At 72.6% G+C, this 16392-nt stretch carries 18 protein-coding genes; 12 read left to right on the forward strand and 6 right to left on the reverse strand.

Annotation, left to right across the window (positions count from 1 at the left end; translation table 11 throughout):
• Positions 1 to 657: 657 nt before the first annotated feature.
• The 6 genes from ACFVVA_RS41070 to ACFVVA_RS41095 form a co-directional block, all read right to left on the reverse strand.
• The gene (locus ACFVVA_RS41070) at positions 658 to 996 is read right to left on the reverse strand and encodes a hypothetical protein (protein WP_387695801.1); all 339 of its coding nucleotides are present in this window, start codon (positions 994 to 996) and stop codon (positions 658 to 660) included.
• A 160-nt stretch (positions 997 to 1156) separates the two neighbouring features.
• On the reverse strand, positions 1157 to 2572 hold the full coding sequence (locus ACFVVA_RS41075; RefSeq protein WP_387695802.1) for a replicative DNA helicase: 1416 nt from the start codon (positions 2570 to 2572) through the stop codon (positions 1157 to 1159).
• Between the two features lie 92 nt (positions 2573 to 2664).
• The gene (locus tag ACFVVA_RS41080) at positions 2665 to 3816 is read right to left on the reverse strand and encodes a hypothetical protein (RefSeq protein ID WP_387695803.1); all 1152 of its coding nucleotides are present in this window, start codon (positions 3814 to 3816) and stop codon (positions 2665 to 2667) included.
• A gap of 524 nt (positions 3817 to 4340) precedes the next feature.
• Positions 4341 to 5096, reverse strand: a complete 756-nt coding sequence (locus tag ACFVVA_RS41085) for a glycosyltransferase family 2 protein (protein ID WP_387695804.1) — start codon at positions 5094 to 5096, stop codon at positions 4341 to 4343.
• Positions 5087 to 5854 (reverse strand): glycosyltransferase family 2 protein, encoded by a 768-nt coding sequence (locus tag ACFVVA_RS41090; RefSeq protein ID WP_387695805.1) that lies wholly within the window; start codon positions 5852 to 5854, stop codon positions 5087 to 5089. Before ACFVVA_RS41090 ends, ACFVVA_RS41085 begins: the two co-directional genes overlap by 10 nt.
• Positions 5851 to 6672, reverse strand: coding sequence for a GntR family transcriptional regulator (locus ACFVVA_RS41095; protein WP_387695806.1), 822 nt, complete (start codon positions 6670 to 6672; stop codon positions 5851 to 5853). Before ACFVVA_RS41095 ends, ACFVVA_RS41090 begins: the two co-directional genes overlap by 4 nt.
• Positions 6673 to 6883: 211 nt before the next feature.
• Between ACFVVA_RS41095 and ACFVVA_RS41100 the strand changes: the two genes are divergently transcribed.
• The 12 genes from ACFVVA_RS41100 (at position 6884) to ACFVVA_RS41155 (ending at position 16299) form a co-directional block, all read left to right on the forward strand.
• Positions 6884 to 7237 carry a hypothetical protein gene (locus ACFVVA_RS41100; protein ID WP_387695807.1) on the forward strand — a complete coding sequence of 118 codons (354 nt, stop codon included), beginning with the start codon at positions 6884 to 6886 and terminating at the stop codon, positions 7235 to 7237.
• Between the two features lie 2 nt (positions 7238 to 7239).
• Positions 7240 to 7398: a hypothetical protein gene (locus ACFVVA_RS41105; protein ID WP_387695808.1), complete on the forward strand. Its 159-nt coding sequence runs from the start codon at positions 7240 to 7242 to the stop codon at positions 7396 to 7398.
• Positions 7398 to 7610: a hypothetical protein gene (locus tag ACFVVA_RS41110; protein WP_387695809.1), complete on the forward strand. Its 213-nt coding sequence runs from the start codon at positions 7398 to 7400 to the stop codon at positions 7608 to 7610. The genes ACFVVA_RS41105 and ACFVVA_RS41110 overlap by 1 nt, the downstream gene beginning before the upstream one ends.
• Before the next feature lie 802 nt (positions 7611 to 8412).
• Complete coding sequence (locus ACFVVA_RS41115) at positions 8413 to 8640, forward strand: hypothetical protein (RefSeq protein WP_387695811.1); 228 nt, start codon at positions 8413 to 8415, stop codon at positions 8638 to 8640.
• Between the two features lie 179 nt (positions 8641 to 8819).
• The gene (locus ACFVVA_RS41120) at positions 8820 to 9083 is read left to right on the forward strand and encodes a hypothetical protein (RefSeq protein ID WP_387695812.1); all 264 of its coding nucleotides are present in this window, start codon (positions 8820 to 8822) and stop codon (positions 9081 to 9083) included.
• 75 nt (positions 9084 to 9158) lie between these two features.
• Positions 9159 to 9395: a hypothetical protein gene (locus ACFVVA_RS41125; protein WP_387695813.1), complete on the forward strand. Its 237-nt coding sequence runs from the start codon at positions 9159 to 9161 to the stop codon at positions 9393 to 9395.
• A 54-nt stretch (positions 9396 to 9449) separates the two neighbouring features.
• Positions 9450 to 9671 (forward strand): hypothetical protein, encoded by a 222-nt coding sequence (locus ACFVVA_RS41130; protein ID WP_387695815.1) that lies wholly within the window; start codon positions 9450 to 9452, stop codon positions 9669 to 9671.
• The gene (locus tag ACFVVA_RS41135; protein WP_387695816.1) at positions 9664 to 10455 is read left to right on the forward strand and encodes a hypothetical protein; all 792 of its coding nucleotides are present in this window, start codon (positions 9664 to 9666) and stop codon (positions 10453 to 10455) included. The genes ACFVVA_RS41130 and ACFVVA_RS41135 overlap by 8 nt, the downstream gene beginning before the upstream one ends.
• A 2-nt stretch (positions 10456 to 10457) precedes the next feature.
• Entirely contained in the window at positions 10458 to 11054 is a 597-nt protein-coding gene (locus ACFVVA_RS41140; protein WP_387319882.1) for a hypothetical protein, read from the forward strand.
• Between the two features lie 37 nt (positions 11055 to 11091).
• Positions 11092 to 13350, forward strand: coding sequence for a hypothetical protein (locus ACFVVA_RS41145; protein ID WP_387695817.1), 2259 nt, complete (start codon positions 11092 to 11094; stop codon positions 13348 to 13350).
• A 301-nt stretch (positions 13351 to 13651) separates the two neighbouring features.
• Positions 13652 to 15958, forward strand: coding sequence for a hypothetical protein (locus ACFVVA_RS41150; RefSeq protein WP_387695818.1), 2307 nt, complete (start codon positions 13652 to 13654; stop codon positions 15956 to 15958).
• 104 nt (positions 15959 to 16062) lie between these two features.
• On the forward strand, positions 16063 to 16299 hold the full coding sequence (locus ACFVVA_RS41155) for a hypothetical protein (RefSeq protein WP_387695819.1): 237 nt from the start codon (positions 16063 to 16065) through the stop codon (positions 16297 to 16299).
• Positions 16300 to 16392: the final 93 nt, after the last annotated feature.

Here is a 16392-nt window from a genome sequence, read left to right on the forward strand (position 1 = left end):
TCCTCCTGGGTGTAGTCGCCGGCCTTGCGCAGCCGCTCCCGCTCGGCCGGGACCGGCAGGTCTTCCACCGGCTTCGGCCGGGCCAGCAGCGCGTCAATCGACGCGAACAGGTCCTCACTCATCGACACCTCACCTCCACACCACACACCCTAGCTTGAAAGTCACTTCTGGATCGCACATTAAGGCGCACATTCACCGGATCGAGGCAGCGCAAAGCGCACCCGTTGACGAGGGGGTCTGTTCACCGGCCGGACGGGGGTCTCCCCCTGGCCTTCGCACGCCGGGGTGGCCGCACCACGCGGACGGGGGTGGCCGCATCAGGCGGACCCCATTAAGAGCAGTTGATAGAGAAGTAGACGCGCCCTCCCGGACGCCGAAGGCCATCCACAGGTGGCTTCGCGCGCGAGGCCCGACAGCCGCTCGACGACAACTGCGGGCAGGACCGTTTGCGCCCACCGGATTCCCCCCTCCCCGAACCAGCCCCGAGACGGGCGGCGAGGCGCCCGGCCGTCTCGGTTGCGCACCGGTTCACCGGTCGGCCGCTGAGGCCGGGCACCAACCAGGGGCCGTCGAGTCCGCGGCCTCTCGGCGTGACGGTGCAGGCCCCCGCTGGCAGGGCCGGCCGGGGGCCTGCATCTCGTGGTGACTCGGTCAGGGCTACGGTGCGACGGCGACCGGGGTGTCGTCGATCAGCGCTTCGGTACCGCCGCTGTGGAAGCAGTACTCGCAGTTGCACTCGTGCTCGCAGTAGAAGGCGGTGTCCTCGTCGTGGCCGTCGGCCGGGTCGACCTGGAGCGCCGGCCACTGGCCGCCGGCCCTCTCGGCGTCGACGGCGGCCTGGACCTTGGCGACCAGCTCGGCGACCAGGCCCAGGCGGTGGGCGACGATGTCGGGGTGGTCCTTGAGGTAGCCGCGGACGACGAGGTCACCGAAGTCGGTGATCAGGCCGGTCGCGGCGACCTGGAGCGAGTCCATCTGCACGTTGACGCTGCTCATAGCTGGTTTTCCTCTCGGGGTGGGAGGGTCGCCCGACCGGGCGCGGTCGGCACCGGCCGGGCGATGCCCGTAGATCGCCTTCTACGGGGCGATCATGGCTTCAGATGGGGGAATGGACTTACAGGACGGGCTAGGGCCGCCACGGGGCCGCCACGGCCTTTTACAGGTCCTTGGGCATCTGAGCGATACGCCCGTAGTGCCCGAGCATCGCCATCGGCAGAATCCTGTTCTTCACCCCGTTGCGGTTCTTGGCCAGGATCACCTCGACCTCGCCGGGCCTCACCGGCTGGTTCTCCTCGTCCAGTTCGGTGTGCAGCAGGATGATGAAGTTGGAGTCCTGCTCGATCGCCGAGGACTCCTTAAAGTCCGTCGCCTGGGGGCGGCGGTTCTTCGCCTCGCGGTTGAACTGGGCGAGGGCGATGACGGCGGTGTCGAACTCCATGGCGAGGAGCTTGAGCCCGCGGCTGATCGCAGCGACTTCCTGGGCGCGGACCGGGGAGGCCTGACCCTCGTCGGCGGGCATCAGCTGGAGGTAGTCGACGACGACCAGGGCCGGCTTCCTGCCCTGGGCGTCCATCTGCCGGATCCGGGCCCGCAGGCGGGACAGGGTCAGGTTTGCGGTGTCGTCGAGCACGAAGTTGTGCGCCCGGCCCAACACGTCCGCTTGCTGGCTGATCCGGAACCAGTCGTCATCGGTGAGGGCGTCGCCGCCCTCGGCGAGCCGGTGGAGGAGCACGCTGGCCTGGTCGGCGACCATGCGGTCCATGAGTTCCTCGCCGGTCATCTCCAGCGAGCCGAAGAGCACCGGCTTGTCGAGCTTGAGGGCGACGTAGTTCGCCCAGGTCTGCGCGAACAGGGACTTTCCGCCGCTGGTCGCGGCGCCGACGGTGCCGAACATGCCGGGCTTGACCTTGAGGACCTCGTTCAGGTCCGGCCAAGGGGAGGCGATGATCTCGCTGTTGTCGCCGCGCTGCTTCTTGTCGAGGTAGTCCTCCAGGCGGTCGGCAACGGAGAGCTTCTCCACCTCGGTGTTGGCAACGCCGGTGGCCAGCGCCTGGAACGCGGCCATGGCGGACTCGATCACCTTGGCGGGGTCGCCGTGGCGGCCGGCCTGCATGACCGCCAGGGTCTCGGTGATGATCGCGCGGCGGCGGGCGTGCTTGCGCACGATGTGGGCGCTCTCCTCGGCGCCGGTTGCCGTGGTCACCGCCGCCACGCAGGCGTGCAGGTACGACGCGTCGTTGGTGCTTCGCTGCAGGACGATCTTGCGATCCCGAAGCTCGTCGGCGACCGTGATCGGGGTGACGCGCCGGTTCGATGCGTACATGTCCACGATGACCCGGTGGAGCTTCTCGTGCGCCGGCCGGTGGTAGTCCCGGGGCCTGAGGATCTGGGACACCGTGGCGATCGCGTCGGCCGACGTCAGCATCGCGCCGATGACTTCCTGCTCTGCGGTCAGGTCGTGCGGCTGGTTGTCCAGGGGGTCGGCGGCCGCCGGATCGGGGCCGTCTTCGTTGGACCAGTCGGACTCGTCGTTGAACGCGGGGGCGGCGGACTTCTGGCCGGGTAGGGTCATGACGATCTCCTGTTCGAGGTCATGGGGCTGCCGGGCCTGGGCAAGGGAATCCGGCGGCCCCGTTGTCGTTCCGGGGTCGTGGTCAAGCAGGGTCAGCCGGCTGGGACGGCCGCGAGGGTCGCACAGTCACACCGGGCCATGGGCACGCCCTGGTCGTCGGTGACGATCCCGGAGCCGTAGCAGCGGGGGCACTCGGACACCACGGCGGCTCGCGGGGCGGGCCGTCCGTCGGGCTGGCCGGGCAGGCGCACCAGGCCCGGCCGGTAGCGCGGCAGGTCGCGGATCCGGGCGGGCAGCACGTTGGCCCAACGCCGCACCTCGCCCTTCCGGTCGTCGGTCAGCCAGGCCAGCAGCTCCGGCCCCAGCGCCCAGCCCTGCTCGGTCGCGCGGGCCAGCAGCTGCGCGGCGAGCCGCCCGGCGGTGTCCGGGCCCACACCGGGCACCTGCTGGAGGAACTCCTCGGCCTCGGCCAGCGCGGGATCGACGGGCCGCTGCTTGCGCCCGAACCTGCCCTTCGACTGCCGCGGTTGCTGCGCCGCCTGTTGCGCGGCACGGCCCTGGAGGAGGTTGGTGGTGGTGGTAGTACCTACCACCACCGGGGGTGTGGGGGGAGCGGACCGCATGTCGGCGACGCCCACACGCGGTGCGACCTGCGGGTTTACCCCCCGCATGCGGTCATCGCCGCCTGACGCCGTCGCCCGCATGCGGGCATCGCCGACATGCGGTCCGACCTGCGGTTTTGTGTTCTCGCCGTCCAACGATGTCGCCCGCATGCGGGCATCGCCGTCACGCGGTGCGACCTGCGGTTTTACCATTTCATTACTCGCCTGGGTGGGCAACGTAGCCGCATCGGCGGCGGCGGGCTCCACGAACGGTGCGACCTGCGGTTTTGCCGATCCCGGGTCGCCATGCTGCTGGACCGGGAAGAACTCGTACGACACCGCGCCGAACTGTCCGCCGGAGGCGTGCTGCTGCTTCTTGCGGATGTACATCGCCCCGGCCAGCCGGCGCAGCGACGCGGTCACCGTGCGCTTCGAGATCAGCTGGTGGTTGCCGCCGCGCCAGCCCAAGAGCTGGAGCTCGGCCGTCAGCGAGTCCGAGGTGAACTCGGAGCCGTGCGGCTTGAAGCGCAGGTGGATGTACACCAGGATGTCGATCTGGTCCAGGCCGTGCTGGTAGAAGGTCTCCGCCCGGATGTTGACGTCCGGCACGACGGCCGCGATCGAGAACCGCCTCTCGCTCACTTCACCGCCTCCGATCCGGCGACGGGCACCAGGACCGGCCCGGCCTGGGCGACCGGACGGTGAGTGGGGCGGATCTGGGCATGGGTGTGCAGGGTCATGCCCATAGAGGCCGGAGAACCGGGGGCGGTGTGACCCGAGAAGAGGTGACGTGCGTCACGGGTGGGCGGCGTGGCCGGAAAGGCACGGCGGGGCCGGAGGACGGGGCGGTGCAACGAGTGCTCTCTTCCCGCTGTTGCCAGTCCCACGGCACCAGGCGATCGCCCGGCCGGGCGAGGAGACAGGTGTCTCTCGCCGGGAGCCGGGTACGACTGGTACCGTCGGATCGACAACAGCTATACGCGGTGGAAGCGGCCCATTTCTCTTGGCGGAGGGGGCCGCTTTTGCTTTCTCTGTTCAGTTGCGGCATATGGCAACGCCGCGAGCCTAGACCCCAGGCAGGACCCTCCACTCATGGGTGATGGCGCCGGGCGTGTCCGCCAGGTGCCAGCGTGGAGCGGCCCGCCTGTGGATAGAGGTCTCGGTTCTTAGGAGCGCTTGACCCAGGTATGCAAGGCTTCGGCGCGCTCTCGCATCACGTTCATCCGGGCCTCCCACTCCTCGCCGGTCGAGTGGTGCGGGTGCCGGGTGATCTGGTGCTCATGCAGTCGGTACATCATGCCGACCTCCGGGATGAACCACCCGTTGCTCAGAGCGTCCAAGCCGAGCAGGAGGCCGGTGTCGCCGGATGCCGGCAGAGCGAGCCAGCCGCCGAGCAGCGCCACCAGCTCTCGGCGGGCGCAGAGGCTAGCGGGGTGGACCTGGGCGCGACGGTGCTGCTTCCAGTGCTCCAAGACGGAGCCGCTGGTGAGTACGCCCTCGGGCGGGTCCATGTCGAAGCCGCGGGTGCTGCCATCCTCCAGGAGGTCGAGCACTCGGGAGGTGGTCCAGCCGACTTCCGGGTGCTCCGTCAGGACCGTGATGTCGCGGTGCAGAGTGCCCGCCGGAAGCAGGTCGTCAGCGTCGGCGACCTTGATCACAGAGCCGCGCGAGCGACCGAAGGCCATGGTGCGAGCAACCTGCGGTCCGCCCCTCCGCGAGGTCGAGATCCGGATGCGCGGGTCGTCGGCCGGCAGGTAGCCAGATGCTCCGACGTCGTCGCCGTCTTCTTGGACGAGCCACTCCCAGGTCCAGCCGTCGGGCAGGTCCTGGTCGAGCAGCGACTTGTACGCCTCCGGAAGGAACCTGACGCTCGGTCCGTAGACGGGGGTGACGATGGAGATCAGACGCTCGGTCACAGGCATACCTTCGGTTCGGTGGTGGGGGTCCAGCGCCAGCCGGCGCGGCGCAGGACATCGAGTCGGGTGAGTAGGACGGCCGCGAGCGCGTCGCGCTCGGCCTCCTGCCAGTGCGCGGCCTGGGCGGTCACCTGGCCGTTGTGCTTGCGGTAGATCTCACCCGGTTCGGCGATCATCCAGCCGGGGGCAACAGCCTCCAGCAGCACGAGCAGGGCCGCGTCCTCGGAGGCCGGGACGGCGGGCCAGCCGCCGACGGCGTGCAGCAGATCGGCGTGGACGGTCAACGTCGTACCCATCACGGCGAACTGGCCGGCCCGGTAGCTATCAGCGAGCAGCCCGGGGGGCAAAGGGCCGGCTGGTGGGTCGATGGTTGACCCGCGCAGGGAGCCGTCGGGCAGCAGATCAAGCGCCGACGAGACGGCCCAGCCGATTTCAGGGTGCTCGGTTAGGGCTTCGATGCCCCGGCGCAGCGCACCAGCGGGAAGCATGTCGTCGGCGTCGAGCGCACGCACCAGCGAGCCCGTCACCCGAGCCAGCGCCATGGTGCGCGCCATTGCCGCGCCGCCGCGACGGCCCGTGCCGTACGAGATCCTCGGGTCATCAGGCAGGGCAGCGCCCGGTACCCCGGTCTCCCCGTCCTCCTGGACGACCCACTGCCAGGTCCACCCTTCGGGCAGATCCTGTGCGGTCAGCGAGTCGTACGCTTCGCTGAGGAAGCGGTGGCCGCCGTCGTAGACGGGGGTGATCACGCTGATGATCGTCACTGCGACCACCTCGGCAGGGCGGTGCGGAACACCATCTCGACACGGTCACCGGGCAGCGGGATGAAGGCCACCTCCACCGGTCGGCCGGTCGTGTCGTACGTGACCTTCTTGATGTGGATCAAGGGCACACCCGGCGGGATGTCGTAGTCGCGGGCCTCTTCAGCCGTCGGCATGGCGACGGTGACGTGGTCCACGATCTCCCCGACCTCGATCCCGATGGTCCAGAGCTCGTTCATCAGGCCGCCGGGCCAGCGGGCCAGCAAGGCAGGGTTGAGCAGGTCAGGGTTGTCCTTGATCAGCTCGTATGGCACATAGGCGGTCGACCGGCTCAGGCCAGCCTTCTCCTGGTGGCGGCGCTCGTAAATAACCCGCCGCACCTTCTCACCAGGGATGAGATCCAGGGCAGAGGCGACGTCCTCGGGAGGCATCACCACGTCGACCCTGACACCGTTGTGGTGCAGTGCGTCGACCGTGATGCCGGTGTCGTACTCGCTCACACCCAGCGCGCCGCGCTCGCCTGCGTCTGCCAGTTTCGCGCGTCCCTTCTCGTCCAGGTAGCGCTTGGTGTCGCGCTTCGACATGACGGGCGGGACACGGACCCACGTCTTGCCGCCAGCGGCTCCGGAGAGGAGTCCGCCGGCCTTCAAAGCCTGGATCACTTTGCTGGCGGTCTGAGGGCTGACGCCGTGCTGGACAGCAAAAGCGCTGGTCGTAGGGAACTGGTCGCCCGGCCGCAGGCCCGGCTGGTCGCCGCGGGAGATTGCCTCCGTCAGCTCGGCGATCAACCCCTGCGTAGGCCGGGGGTCTCGTGTGCTCATGGTTGAACCTTTTCACCTCGGAGCAACGAAGGCAAGACCTTTCATGAAAGGTGCTTGCGCGTCGGTCGACGGTGTGTCAGTCTTCTTCTCGCAGCAACCTTTCGAGAAAGGTCAGGGGCAACTCTGATCCTTCAAGAAAGGAAGCAGCCCTGACCGCCGGCAAGCTCGTCAGGGCTGTTCCTCGGACCGACTCGTCAAGGGAGTGATCCGTATGACCAGCATTGCGCACCAGGGCCCGATTGGGAGCACCGGGGCCACCCTGACGCTCCACCCCCAGGCGCTCAGCGCCCACAGCATCGTGGACGCCATCGCCGCCCACCGCAGCGCCCCGCTGCAGATCCAGTACGAGGGCCGGGTCCGGTCCCTCATCGCCCGCGACCTCGCGGCCGTCGCCCCGACGGCCGACGAGACCGCGGTGTCGGCGCTCGTCGCCGACGTCTGGCGGCAGGCCGAGGAGCACCTCGCCAAGGCCGGCCGTACCAGCTGGGCCCACCTCAGCTGGTTCGTCCAGAACGCCATCACCCGGCTCCTCGGCGGCGCGCAGCCGCAGATGGCGGGGTGCTGACGATGTCGCAGCCCGACGCGGCGCAGGCCGCCGCCCTGGATGCGCTGAACGCGGAGCGCCTGCGCGCCGCGCAGGAGGCCATGGCGGCCGCGGAGCGGGCCCGCCAGGAGGCGGACCGGCTGCGCGAGCAGATGGCGCAGCAGGCGGGGGGTCGGTCCTGATGGCCCTGTTCTCCCGCCGCTCCTCCGAGTCCCGGCCCGCCACCCGTACGGACACGCCCGACCACGTCGCCGCCGACGGCCGCGTGTGGGCCGGTTCGGACTACGACGAGGCCCGCGCCAATGGCCGACCGGTCCTCGCTCCCCGAACCGTGAACAGCGCCGACGGGTTCGGCCGGTCCTGCGACCTGCACGACGACGGGGGTGCGCGGTGACGATCGCCCCCATCTGCCGCAGCTACGCCGGCGGCGGTACCCCCACCCCGCCGAAGACCCCGCCCGCCGCCCCGAAGGGAGCCGGCCGGTGATCCTCTCCAACCAGGCCGACGAGGCCCTGCGCCGGATGCGCGAGGACCAGGCCCGCCGCGACGCGGCGAAGGCCGGCGGTTCCGGCTCCGGCAAGTAGCCCCTCCTCCTCTCTCCTCTCTATGCAGCACGGCATCCCGCCGCCTGCCTCTCGGAACCGTCCTGGCATGCCCATGCCGGAACGGCGCCGGGAGTGGTGCGGCGGGCCCGCCAGGGCCCAGCACCCGACGCACCACCACGACGCACCCGGAAGTCCGGCCCGAGGGGGCCAGGCCAGGGAAGTGCCCGCCTACTTCACAACTCCACAGCGAGCCAACTGAGAACCACTCAGAGAACGGCCCCGAGGCCTGCGAGCGTGACGCCGCCCCGGGGTGCACCACTCGACTGCTTCCGCAGCACCTTCGGCACGGGGACACCGCCGCCCCGCTCAATCCAGGCGCTTCCGCCCCGGCACCCAGCCGGGCGGTAAGCGGCCGACCCGCCCTCCTTCGAGGGCCCGGCCGTCACGCACCCCGCACCACCGAGAAACCGCCGCTGCACCCCGGCGCTCCGAACGGCCGGCCAGGCCGCGAGTGCCCCCGTCGCCACCAGCTCGGCCGGTGCGCACCGCTGATGCGGCGCGCACCGGGCCGTCAGGTCCGCGGCCACCCGTACAAAGCCTCCTCCCGGCGCCGAACCGGCCCGGGAGTTCGACATCCGTCAGGAGGAGCACATGGTCATCGCCAACCGCATCGGGCCCGACGCCGTCATCCACGGCACCGTCATCCAGGCCCCGGGCGGCACCGCCCTCCCCGGCGACCTGGGCACCGTCGTCAACAGCATCACCGGCGCCCAGGTCGCTGGCCTGGTCCTCCAGGCCGGCGTGCTGAACAACCTCGTCCTCGACGACGAGACCGCCCCCGTCGGGCCTGGCACTGGTCGGGGCCCGCAGGCCCGCTGATCCGCCACTGGCCCCCGTCGCCCGGCCGTCGGCCCGCACTTGCGGGGCCGACGGCCGGGCACGGGCCGCCCGCGCCCGGAGCTGCCCTGACCGGTTCGGCCGCCCGCTCGGCGTCCGCACCGGCCAGGGGAGTCCCGGGACCACCCGGGTCCCCTCCACCACCAGAACGGAGAGGACGCATGTTCGATCGTCTGCGCAAGGCCGCCGCCGACACCGTGACCGAGATCGCGGGCCAGCGCGGGTTCACCCGTGACATCAAGGCCGCCGTCGCCGGCGGCGACCAGGAGGCCGCCGAGGCCTTCCGCACCGGGACCGCCGCCGCCGCGCTGACCACCCGGGGCCGCGACGCCCGCGGCGAGGAGATCAGCGACTACGTCGGCAAGGTCCTCGCCGCCGACGACGGCAACGCCGACCGCCTCCGCTGGCTCCACCGCCGCCGCTGACCCGTCGCGCCCGGACGGAACTCCCTGCACCACCTGGCCATGCCGGCCACCACCCGAACCCGAGAGGACACCGCCATGCGCTGGACCCGCGCCGCCCGAGCCGAGCTCGCCGCGAACCTCGACCTGGCCGCCGTCAACGACTCGGCCGCCGCCGCCAGCGGCCGCGCCGTCGCCGCCGACCTCACCGCCGAGCCCGCCGAGCGCGAGCAGGCCGCGGCCTGCGCCCGGACCCTCAGCGGCCGGGCCGCCGACCTGCGCGCCCAGGCCGCCGCGATCCGCGACGGCGCCGACCCCGCCGAGCTCGGCCACTGACCCCGCCCCGTCCCCGGCCGCCCACCCGTCGACTCCCAAAAAGGGGGGAAGCACATGCAGCACCTGATCCTCTACTTCTTCGTCGGTGCCACGGCCGTTCCGGTCCTGGCGCTGCTGCTCTGGGCCCTCAAGCAGCACCGCGCGAAGGCCCAGACCTCGGCCCCGGTCCCGGCCGAGGAGGCCGACGCCACGCTCGGCCGCTGGAGCGCGGCCGCGACGGACCCGGCCGCGTTCATGGCCGAGCGGATCCGCAGGGCGGCGGGCAGCGATGTCTGACACCACCACCGAAACGTCCTTCAACCTGTTCGCCGCCGCCGGGCCGGGCGGCGCGGGCGGTATGGAGATCATCGACGCCGAGATCGTCGAGGACGACACACCGCCCGCCGGCGGGGCCGGGCAGCCGCCGCACGGGGGACAGCGGACCCACACCCCGCCCCCGCCGCCCGCCCCGCCGGTCGCCGAGCCGGACTGGGCGCACTACGCGGCCGCCGCAGCAGCCGCGGCGGCCGCCCACTACCAGGCCCCGCCCCCGCACGTGCCGATCCCGCCGCAGTACAGCTACCCCGACCCGGGCTCGGTGGTGCCGGTCGAGGTCGTGGCCCCGCAACCGGTCCCGGTCATGGTGGTCGCCCCGCCCGCGCCGCCCGAGCCCTTCTGGGATTTCTCCTGGATGCAGCTGGGCGCCAACGCCACCGCCGCCGCCCTGGCCGCCGTCCCCGCCTGGCTCCTCCACCACAACCTGCCGATCATCACCAATTCCTACGGCGCCGACGCCGCCGCCGCCATCGCGATCCTGTGGGGCGGCAAACCCGCCCTGCGCTCCCTGACCCTGGCCGGCGCCGCCTACTACGGCTGCGCCGCTCTCCACGCGAACACCGCCACCACCGCCGCCGTCGAGCTGGCCGCGATCGCCCTGCCGCTCGTCGGCGCGCAGCGGGCCGAGGTCTCGCTGCTGCGCCGCACGGCGGTGTGGATTCCCATCCTGTCCGGCTGCCTGTCGCTGCCGGCTGTCACCGATGCCATCACCTGGCTCACCACCGCGTTCACCGGAGGACACTGATCATGGACGTCACCCTCGGCACCTACGCCGCTGTTTTCGGCCTGACGGGCTGGCAGCTCGCCCGTACCTACGGCATCCCGCTGCCGAAGGTCGGCGGCAAGGGCGGCGGGGTCTACGGGCGCGCCGCCGGCGCCGGCGCGGACCACGCCAGCCTCTTCCCCTACGCCATCGGCACCGGTTTCGGCGTGCTGTGCGGGCTGTGCGCCGGCGGCATCCTCGGCGGCCTGGGCTGGCTCGGCTACAAGGCCTCCGCCTGGGGCGGCCAGCTGTCCCTGTGGTCCAGCACCGGCGCCGCCTCCACCGCCCAGTTCCAGGGCGCGACCCCGGTACCGGTCGGCGGCGGCGGCGCGCTGCTCCTGTTCGTCGTCGCCGTCGTGCTGGCCGGCGCCCGCAAGTCCGCCAAGGGCGCGGCGGGCGCGGGTGCGCGGACCCCGGGCACCACCGCCAGCGGTCTGGACAAGTGGAAGGTGAGGCTCGGCTTCGTCAACGGAGCCTCGCTGGCCGCGATCCCGCTGGTCACCTACTACGCCAACGAGGCCCTCTCCAAGGGCGGTCAGGTCGTCCTGGACGCCCTGAATCACGTCGCCTCCAGCCGCTGAGACCCGAACCGGAAAGACAAAGAAGGGGGACCTGCCCGTGAGTATCGACCTGCGCCTGGAGCCGGTCGAGGAGGAGATCCTCGAAGGCGAGCTGCTGGACGACGACGACCCGGGCCCGCGCCCGGCCGAGCCGGACCCGGCCGGGCCGCGCCCGTGGTGGCGCCGCCAGGTCGGGCACCTCCCGGCCGGCCTGCGCGTCCTGGCCGCCGAGCGCTCCGACTGGCTGTTCGTCACCGAGGACCACCTGAGCGACCGGGCGGTGGCCCTGCACATCCTCAACGCCCGCCACCAGGTGTGGGAGGCGGGCCGCGGCGCGGAGCACACCGCCCTGGCCGGGCGCGCCGCCCAGGAGCTGGCCGCCGCCACCGCCTCGGCGGCCGCGGCCCAGGCCCAGGACGTCACCCCGGCCGGCCACACCGCGGCCAAAAAGGCCGAGCTCGCCGCCCGCACCGCCGCCGCCCAGTGGGAGCAGAAGGCCGCGGCCGTGCTGGCCCTCACCTACACCGGGCACGCCCCCGTGACCCTCAGGGAGATCGGCGACCACCGGAGGCGCATGTCCCACCGGCGCCGCGTCCGCCTGGCGCTCACCGTGCTGGGCACCTACGGCCTGCCCGGCCTGGTCGGCGGCCTGCACACGCTCGTGGTGGAGTGCGCGGTCACCGGTGCGGCGGTGGTGTTGGCCGCCTGGGGCAAGGGCCTCATTCCCCTGTGGCGCTCCGGCCGCCGCGCCGACCCCGACCTCGCCTACGAGCTGCCCGCCGGCGCCGAGGTGATCGCCCTGCCCGGGCAGCAGGCCACCGGGAACCAGGCGACCGGCACCGGCGCGGCCGCCGCCGGCACCGCCTCGGCGGCGCCGGCGCCGCCGAGCGGCGACCCGTACCCGATCCGCCGGGTCCAGAACGTGCAGCAGGCCGGCGAGTGCATCCACCTCGCGCTGCGCGCCGAGGGCCTGGCGGTCGGCGAGGTCACCGACGTGACCCAGGAGCGGTGGGGCTGGCGCGCCGTCGCCCACCTCACCAAGGGCCGCCCCTCCGGCCTGGTCGCCAAACTCGCCGACCTCGAAGTGCTGCTCGGCGTCCGCGAGGGCGGAGTGATGGCCCAGCCGCAGAAAGCCGCCGCCGGCTCCGTCGTGCTGCGCGTTCTCACCGGCGACCCGTTCGACCCGATGCCCCCGCACCCGCACTACCCGCCACGCTCCAACAGCATCCTCAAGCCGTTCTCGCTCGGCCCCTCCATGGACGCCACCCCCACCCAGGTCACCCTGGCCGGGCAGAACGTCATGGTCATCGCTGTCTCCGGCGGCGGCAAATCCCAGATCGTCCGCAACCTCGTCGACTACATCACCAGCTGCACCGACGCCATCGCCCTCGACATCGACCCCACCCGCCGCGGCTTCGGCCCGCTGCGCCGCCTGGCCGCGATGACCGCCTACGACGAGGAGCGCATCGACGACGTCCTGGACTGGGCGATCCGCGAGGCGAAGATCCGCACCGAGCGGATGGGCGACGACGTCGACAACTGGCAGGTCACCGACGACGCGCCGGCCGTGTTCGCGATCGTCGACGAGCACCCGCAGCTGACGAAGGAGCAGAAGGCCAAGGTGATCCTGCTGAGCCGGATCGGCCGCAAGGCCCGCGTCACGGTGGTCCTGCTGTCCCAGGACGCCACCAGCGACGTCGTCGGCGACGCCATCGCCGACACCTTCGGCATCCGGATCATGCTGCCCTCCCGCAAAGCCGACGTCCCCCTGGTCGTCGGCTCGGACACCGCGGTCAACGAGGGCTGGATGCCACACCGCCTCGTCCCCTCCCCCGGCGACTGGGACCCCGCCGACGCCGGCTGCTTCTACATCGTCGCCCCCGGCCTGCGCGACCCGATCCTGCGCAAGGCCACCCACCTCGACGCCCCGACCGCCACTCTCCGTACACAGGAACGGCTCGCCGCCGGCGCCGTCACCATCACCCCGGAGCCCACCGAGAAGGGCGACGAGCAGGAGCTCCCGGAGGTGCTGATGGCGATCCGGGCCGCGTTCGAGAAGCACGGCGACCCGGACTTCCTCCTCACCGACCAGATCCTGGACCACCTCGCCACCACCGGAGACGAGTGGCGGCAGTGGGACGACAGCGAGCCGGAGCACCGCCGCCGGGAGGTCAAGAAGAAGATCGCCAGGGACCTCAAGAAGGCCGGCCTTCCTCCGCTCAAGACGGTCCGCCGGACCGACCTGAACAAGGACAACCCGCCCTCCGGAACCTGGCGCGCCGATGTCGAGGCCGCCTTCGAGGGCCTGCCGGAATGACACGCAACGTCACCAGCAGCGGCCTCCCGCGATCCGTCGCCTGATCCGTCCGCGATCCGTCGCCGATCCGTCCTGATCCGTCCCCGCGACAGATCAGCGACGGATCGGCGACGGATCAGGAAACGGATCGTGAGCTGCGAAAACAGATCAGACGGATCAGATTCCCCGCACCCCCCGAAACGGCCCCGACACCCCTGATCGGGGCCGTTGCCACCCCCTCGCCATCCCCGCGGCGCCGTGACCCGCTCCGGCCGCCACAGCCACCACGCACCGTCACCGCTCAGGACAGGAGTCCCCGGCCATGACCCCGGCCCGCACCACCACCCGCCGCACCCGCACCCCCGCCAAGAAGACCGACCCCAAGGCCCCCGTGAAGGTGCCCGCGGCCCGCCCGCAGCCCTCCGCCGACACCCCGGCCGAGGTCCCTGCGGCCTTCACATCCCGGTCGGCCGCCGACCCGCTCCTGGCCGACGCCGCCGACCGCGCCGCCGACGTCCTGGCCCTCGCCGAGGACCAGGCGCTCGCCGTCCTCGCCCGGGCCGCCGTCACCGCCGACCGCCACCTGGCGACCGCCGAGCAGTGGACGGCCGAGGCCGAGCAGCTGCGCGCGGAGGCCGCCGCCGAGGCCGAGACGGTCACGCAGCGTGCCGAGCAGACGGTCCGGCGGATCCTCGACATGGCCACCGACCAGGCCGAGCTGATCCGCGAGGAGGCCGTCCAGCACGCCCGCGAGCGGCGTGAAGAGGCCGACGCCGACGCCCACGCGGCGGCCGACCGGCTGCTGGAGCAGGCCACCGAGCGGGCCTCGGCGCTGCTGGCGGACGCCGAGCAGCGCGCCGCCGCCATCCGTGTCCAGGCCCAGGAGGAGGCGGACCAGATCGTCGCCGACGCCGAGGAGCGGGCCCAGGCCGTGGCGGCCGGGATCACCGGGGCGGCCGAGGAACAGGCCGCGAAGGTGCTCGCCGAGGCCGACCGGGAGGCCGAGCGCACGCGCGGCCGGGCCGCCGCCGACCTCGCCGACGCCCGGGACCAGGCGGCGCTGGCCCGCGAGGAACTGGAGGCCGCCCGGGTCCGCAGCGCCGCCGACCGGGCCGAGGGCGAGCAGGAGCTGACCGGCGCCCGGGAACGGGCCGCCACGGTGCAGTGCGACGCCGCCACGGCGGCCGACCGCACCCTCACCCACGCCGCTACCGAGGCCGAGGCGATTCGCACCCGGGCCGCCGCCACCGCCCGCGACATCCTCGCCACCGCCGAGACGGAGGCCGAGCAGCTGCGCACCGAGGCCGAGGAGCGGGCCGCCCGCCTCGCCGAGGCCGCCCTCACCGAGGCGGACACCGCCCGGGATGAGGCCGCCGCGGCCGCCGACCGGATCCGCGAGGACGCCGAGGCCGAGGCGGCGGAGCTGCGCGAGGAGGCCGGACGGCAGGCCGCCGAGCTGCGCCGGCGCGGCCTGTCCGAGGCCCAGGAGCTCCAGGACGACGCCCAGGCGCAGATCGAGCAGGCCCGCCAGCGGGCCGGGGAGCAGCTGCGGCAGGCCGGCTCCGTCCGCGGCAAGGCCGAGGCCGACGCCCAGCGCCTGCTGGTGGCCGCGCGCCGGGACGCCGAGCAGGTCACCGCCACCGCGCTGGCCGAACTCGCCGAGACGCAGGAGCAGGTCGCCGCCCTGCGCGCCGAGCAGGAGCAGCTGGATCAGCGCCGGGCCCAGCGGCAGCAGCGCTGGTGGCGCCGGACGCTGCGCCGGGCGGCGGCGAACCGGGCCCGCCTGGTGCCGTTCCTGCTGACCCGGGCCGTGCTCGGGGCCGGCCTGGCGTACACCTCCTACAAGGAGCACGCCCTGGCCGTCACCGCCGGCATGCACTCCGCGCTGGCCTGGCTGCTCGCGGTCTGCCTGGACGGATGGGTGGTCGCCGCGACCCGCAGCAAGCTCCAGCGGGAGATGCGGATCGCGCTCGCCGTGATGGTGCTGTGCCAGATCGCCGCGATCCTGACCGACCTGCACGTCCTCGGCGTCGAGAAGAATGCTGACGGACAGTGGCGGCTGCAGGGGTGGATGGCGATCCCGCTCGCCACGGTCGTCCCGATCGCCATCTGGCGCGTGCACGAGATCATCGACCACGCCAAGGGCGCTCACGGCGAACCCGCCACTGCCGCCGCCGGACCGGCCGGGCCCGCCGGGCAGCCGGACGGCGCCCACGACGGTCCCGCCCCGCGCCTGTCGCACGGCGGCCAGCCCCTGCCCACCGCCCACAGCGAACTGATTCCCGCGCAGAGCGTCTACGTCCCACGCTCACCTGAGCGCGAGATCACCGCAGGTGGCGGGACCAGCAGCGCTCACCGCGCACTCACCGGCACTCACCCGCAGGACACCGACGCGCACCCGACGGAGACCCTGTCCGGACCCGCGCTCACCTACGCCCGCCGCGCGACCGTCCGCCAGCTCTACACCACTCTCGACCGCCGCCCGCTCGTCTCCGAGATCCACGCCGCGCTCACCGCCAAGCGTCTGATCACCGGCGACGAGAAGACCACGCGCTCAACCTGCCAGCGGCTGCGCGCAGACGTCGAGAAGGCGGAGCCCGCGCTCGCCCCGGCCGTTCGCTCTGCGTAACCGAGCGCTCAAGCACGACGCCGGCGGGCCGGTCTCGCCACCGGCCCGCCCCCATCCTCCCGCACCACCCTCACCGCCGATCCCGTACGGAAGGAAACCCGCCCTTGATCGCCATCGAGCGCGACGAACGGATCGCCGCCCAGCGCCGGCTCCTCCACGAGCGCAGCCTGACCCTCGCCAACATCCCGCCCGGCAACCGCGCGCACCACCGCCTCGCGGCCGAGTGCGAGGCCATTAGCGACGAGATCGACCGCCTCCAGCACTGCATCAACATCCCGCGCTCCGTCGCCCTGGCCGTACCCGCCCTGCTCGCCGTCCTGCTCCTCGCCCTCATCAGCTGAAGGAACCCTCATGCGCTTCGTCTACCTGCTCGGCATGTTCGCACCCCTCGTCCTCCTGGTCGTGCTGCTCGCGCGCTGACCGGCCGTCCGGCC

Origin of the sequence: Kitasatospora sp. NPDC058048, assembly GCF_042885555.1 — a bacterium.
Taxonomy (GTDB): Bacteria; Actinomycetota; Actinomycetes; order Streptomycetales; family Streptomycetaceae; genus Kitasatospora; species Kitasatospora lactacystinica.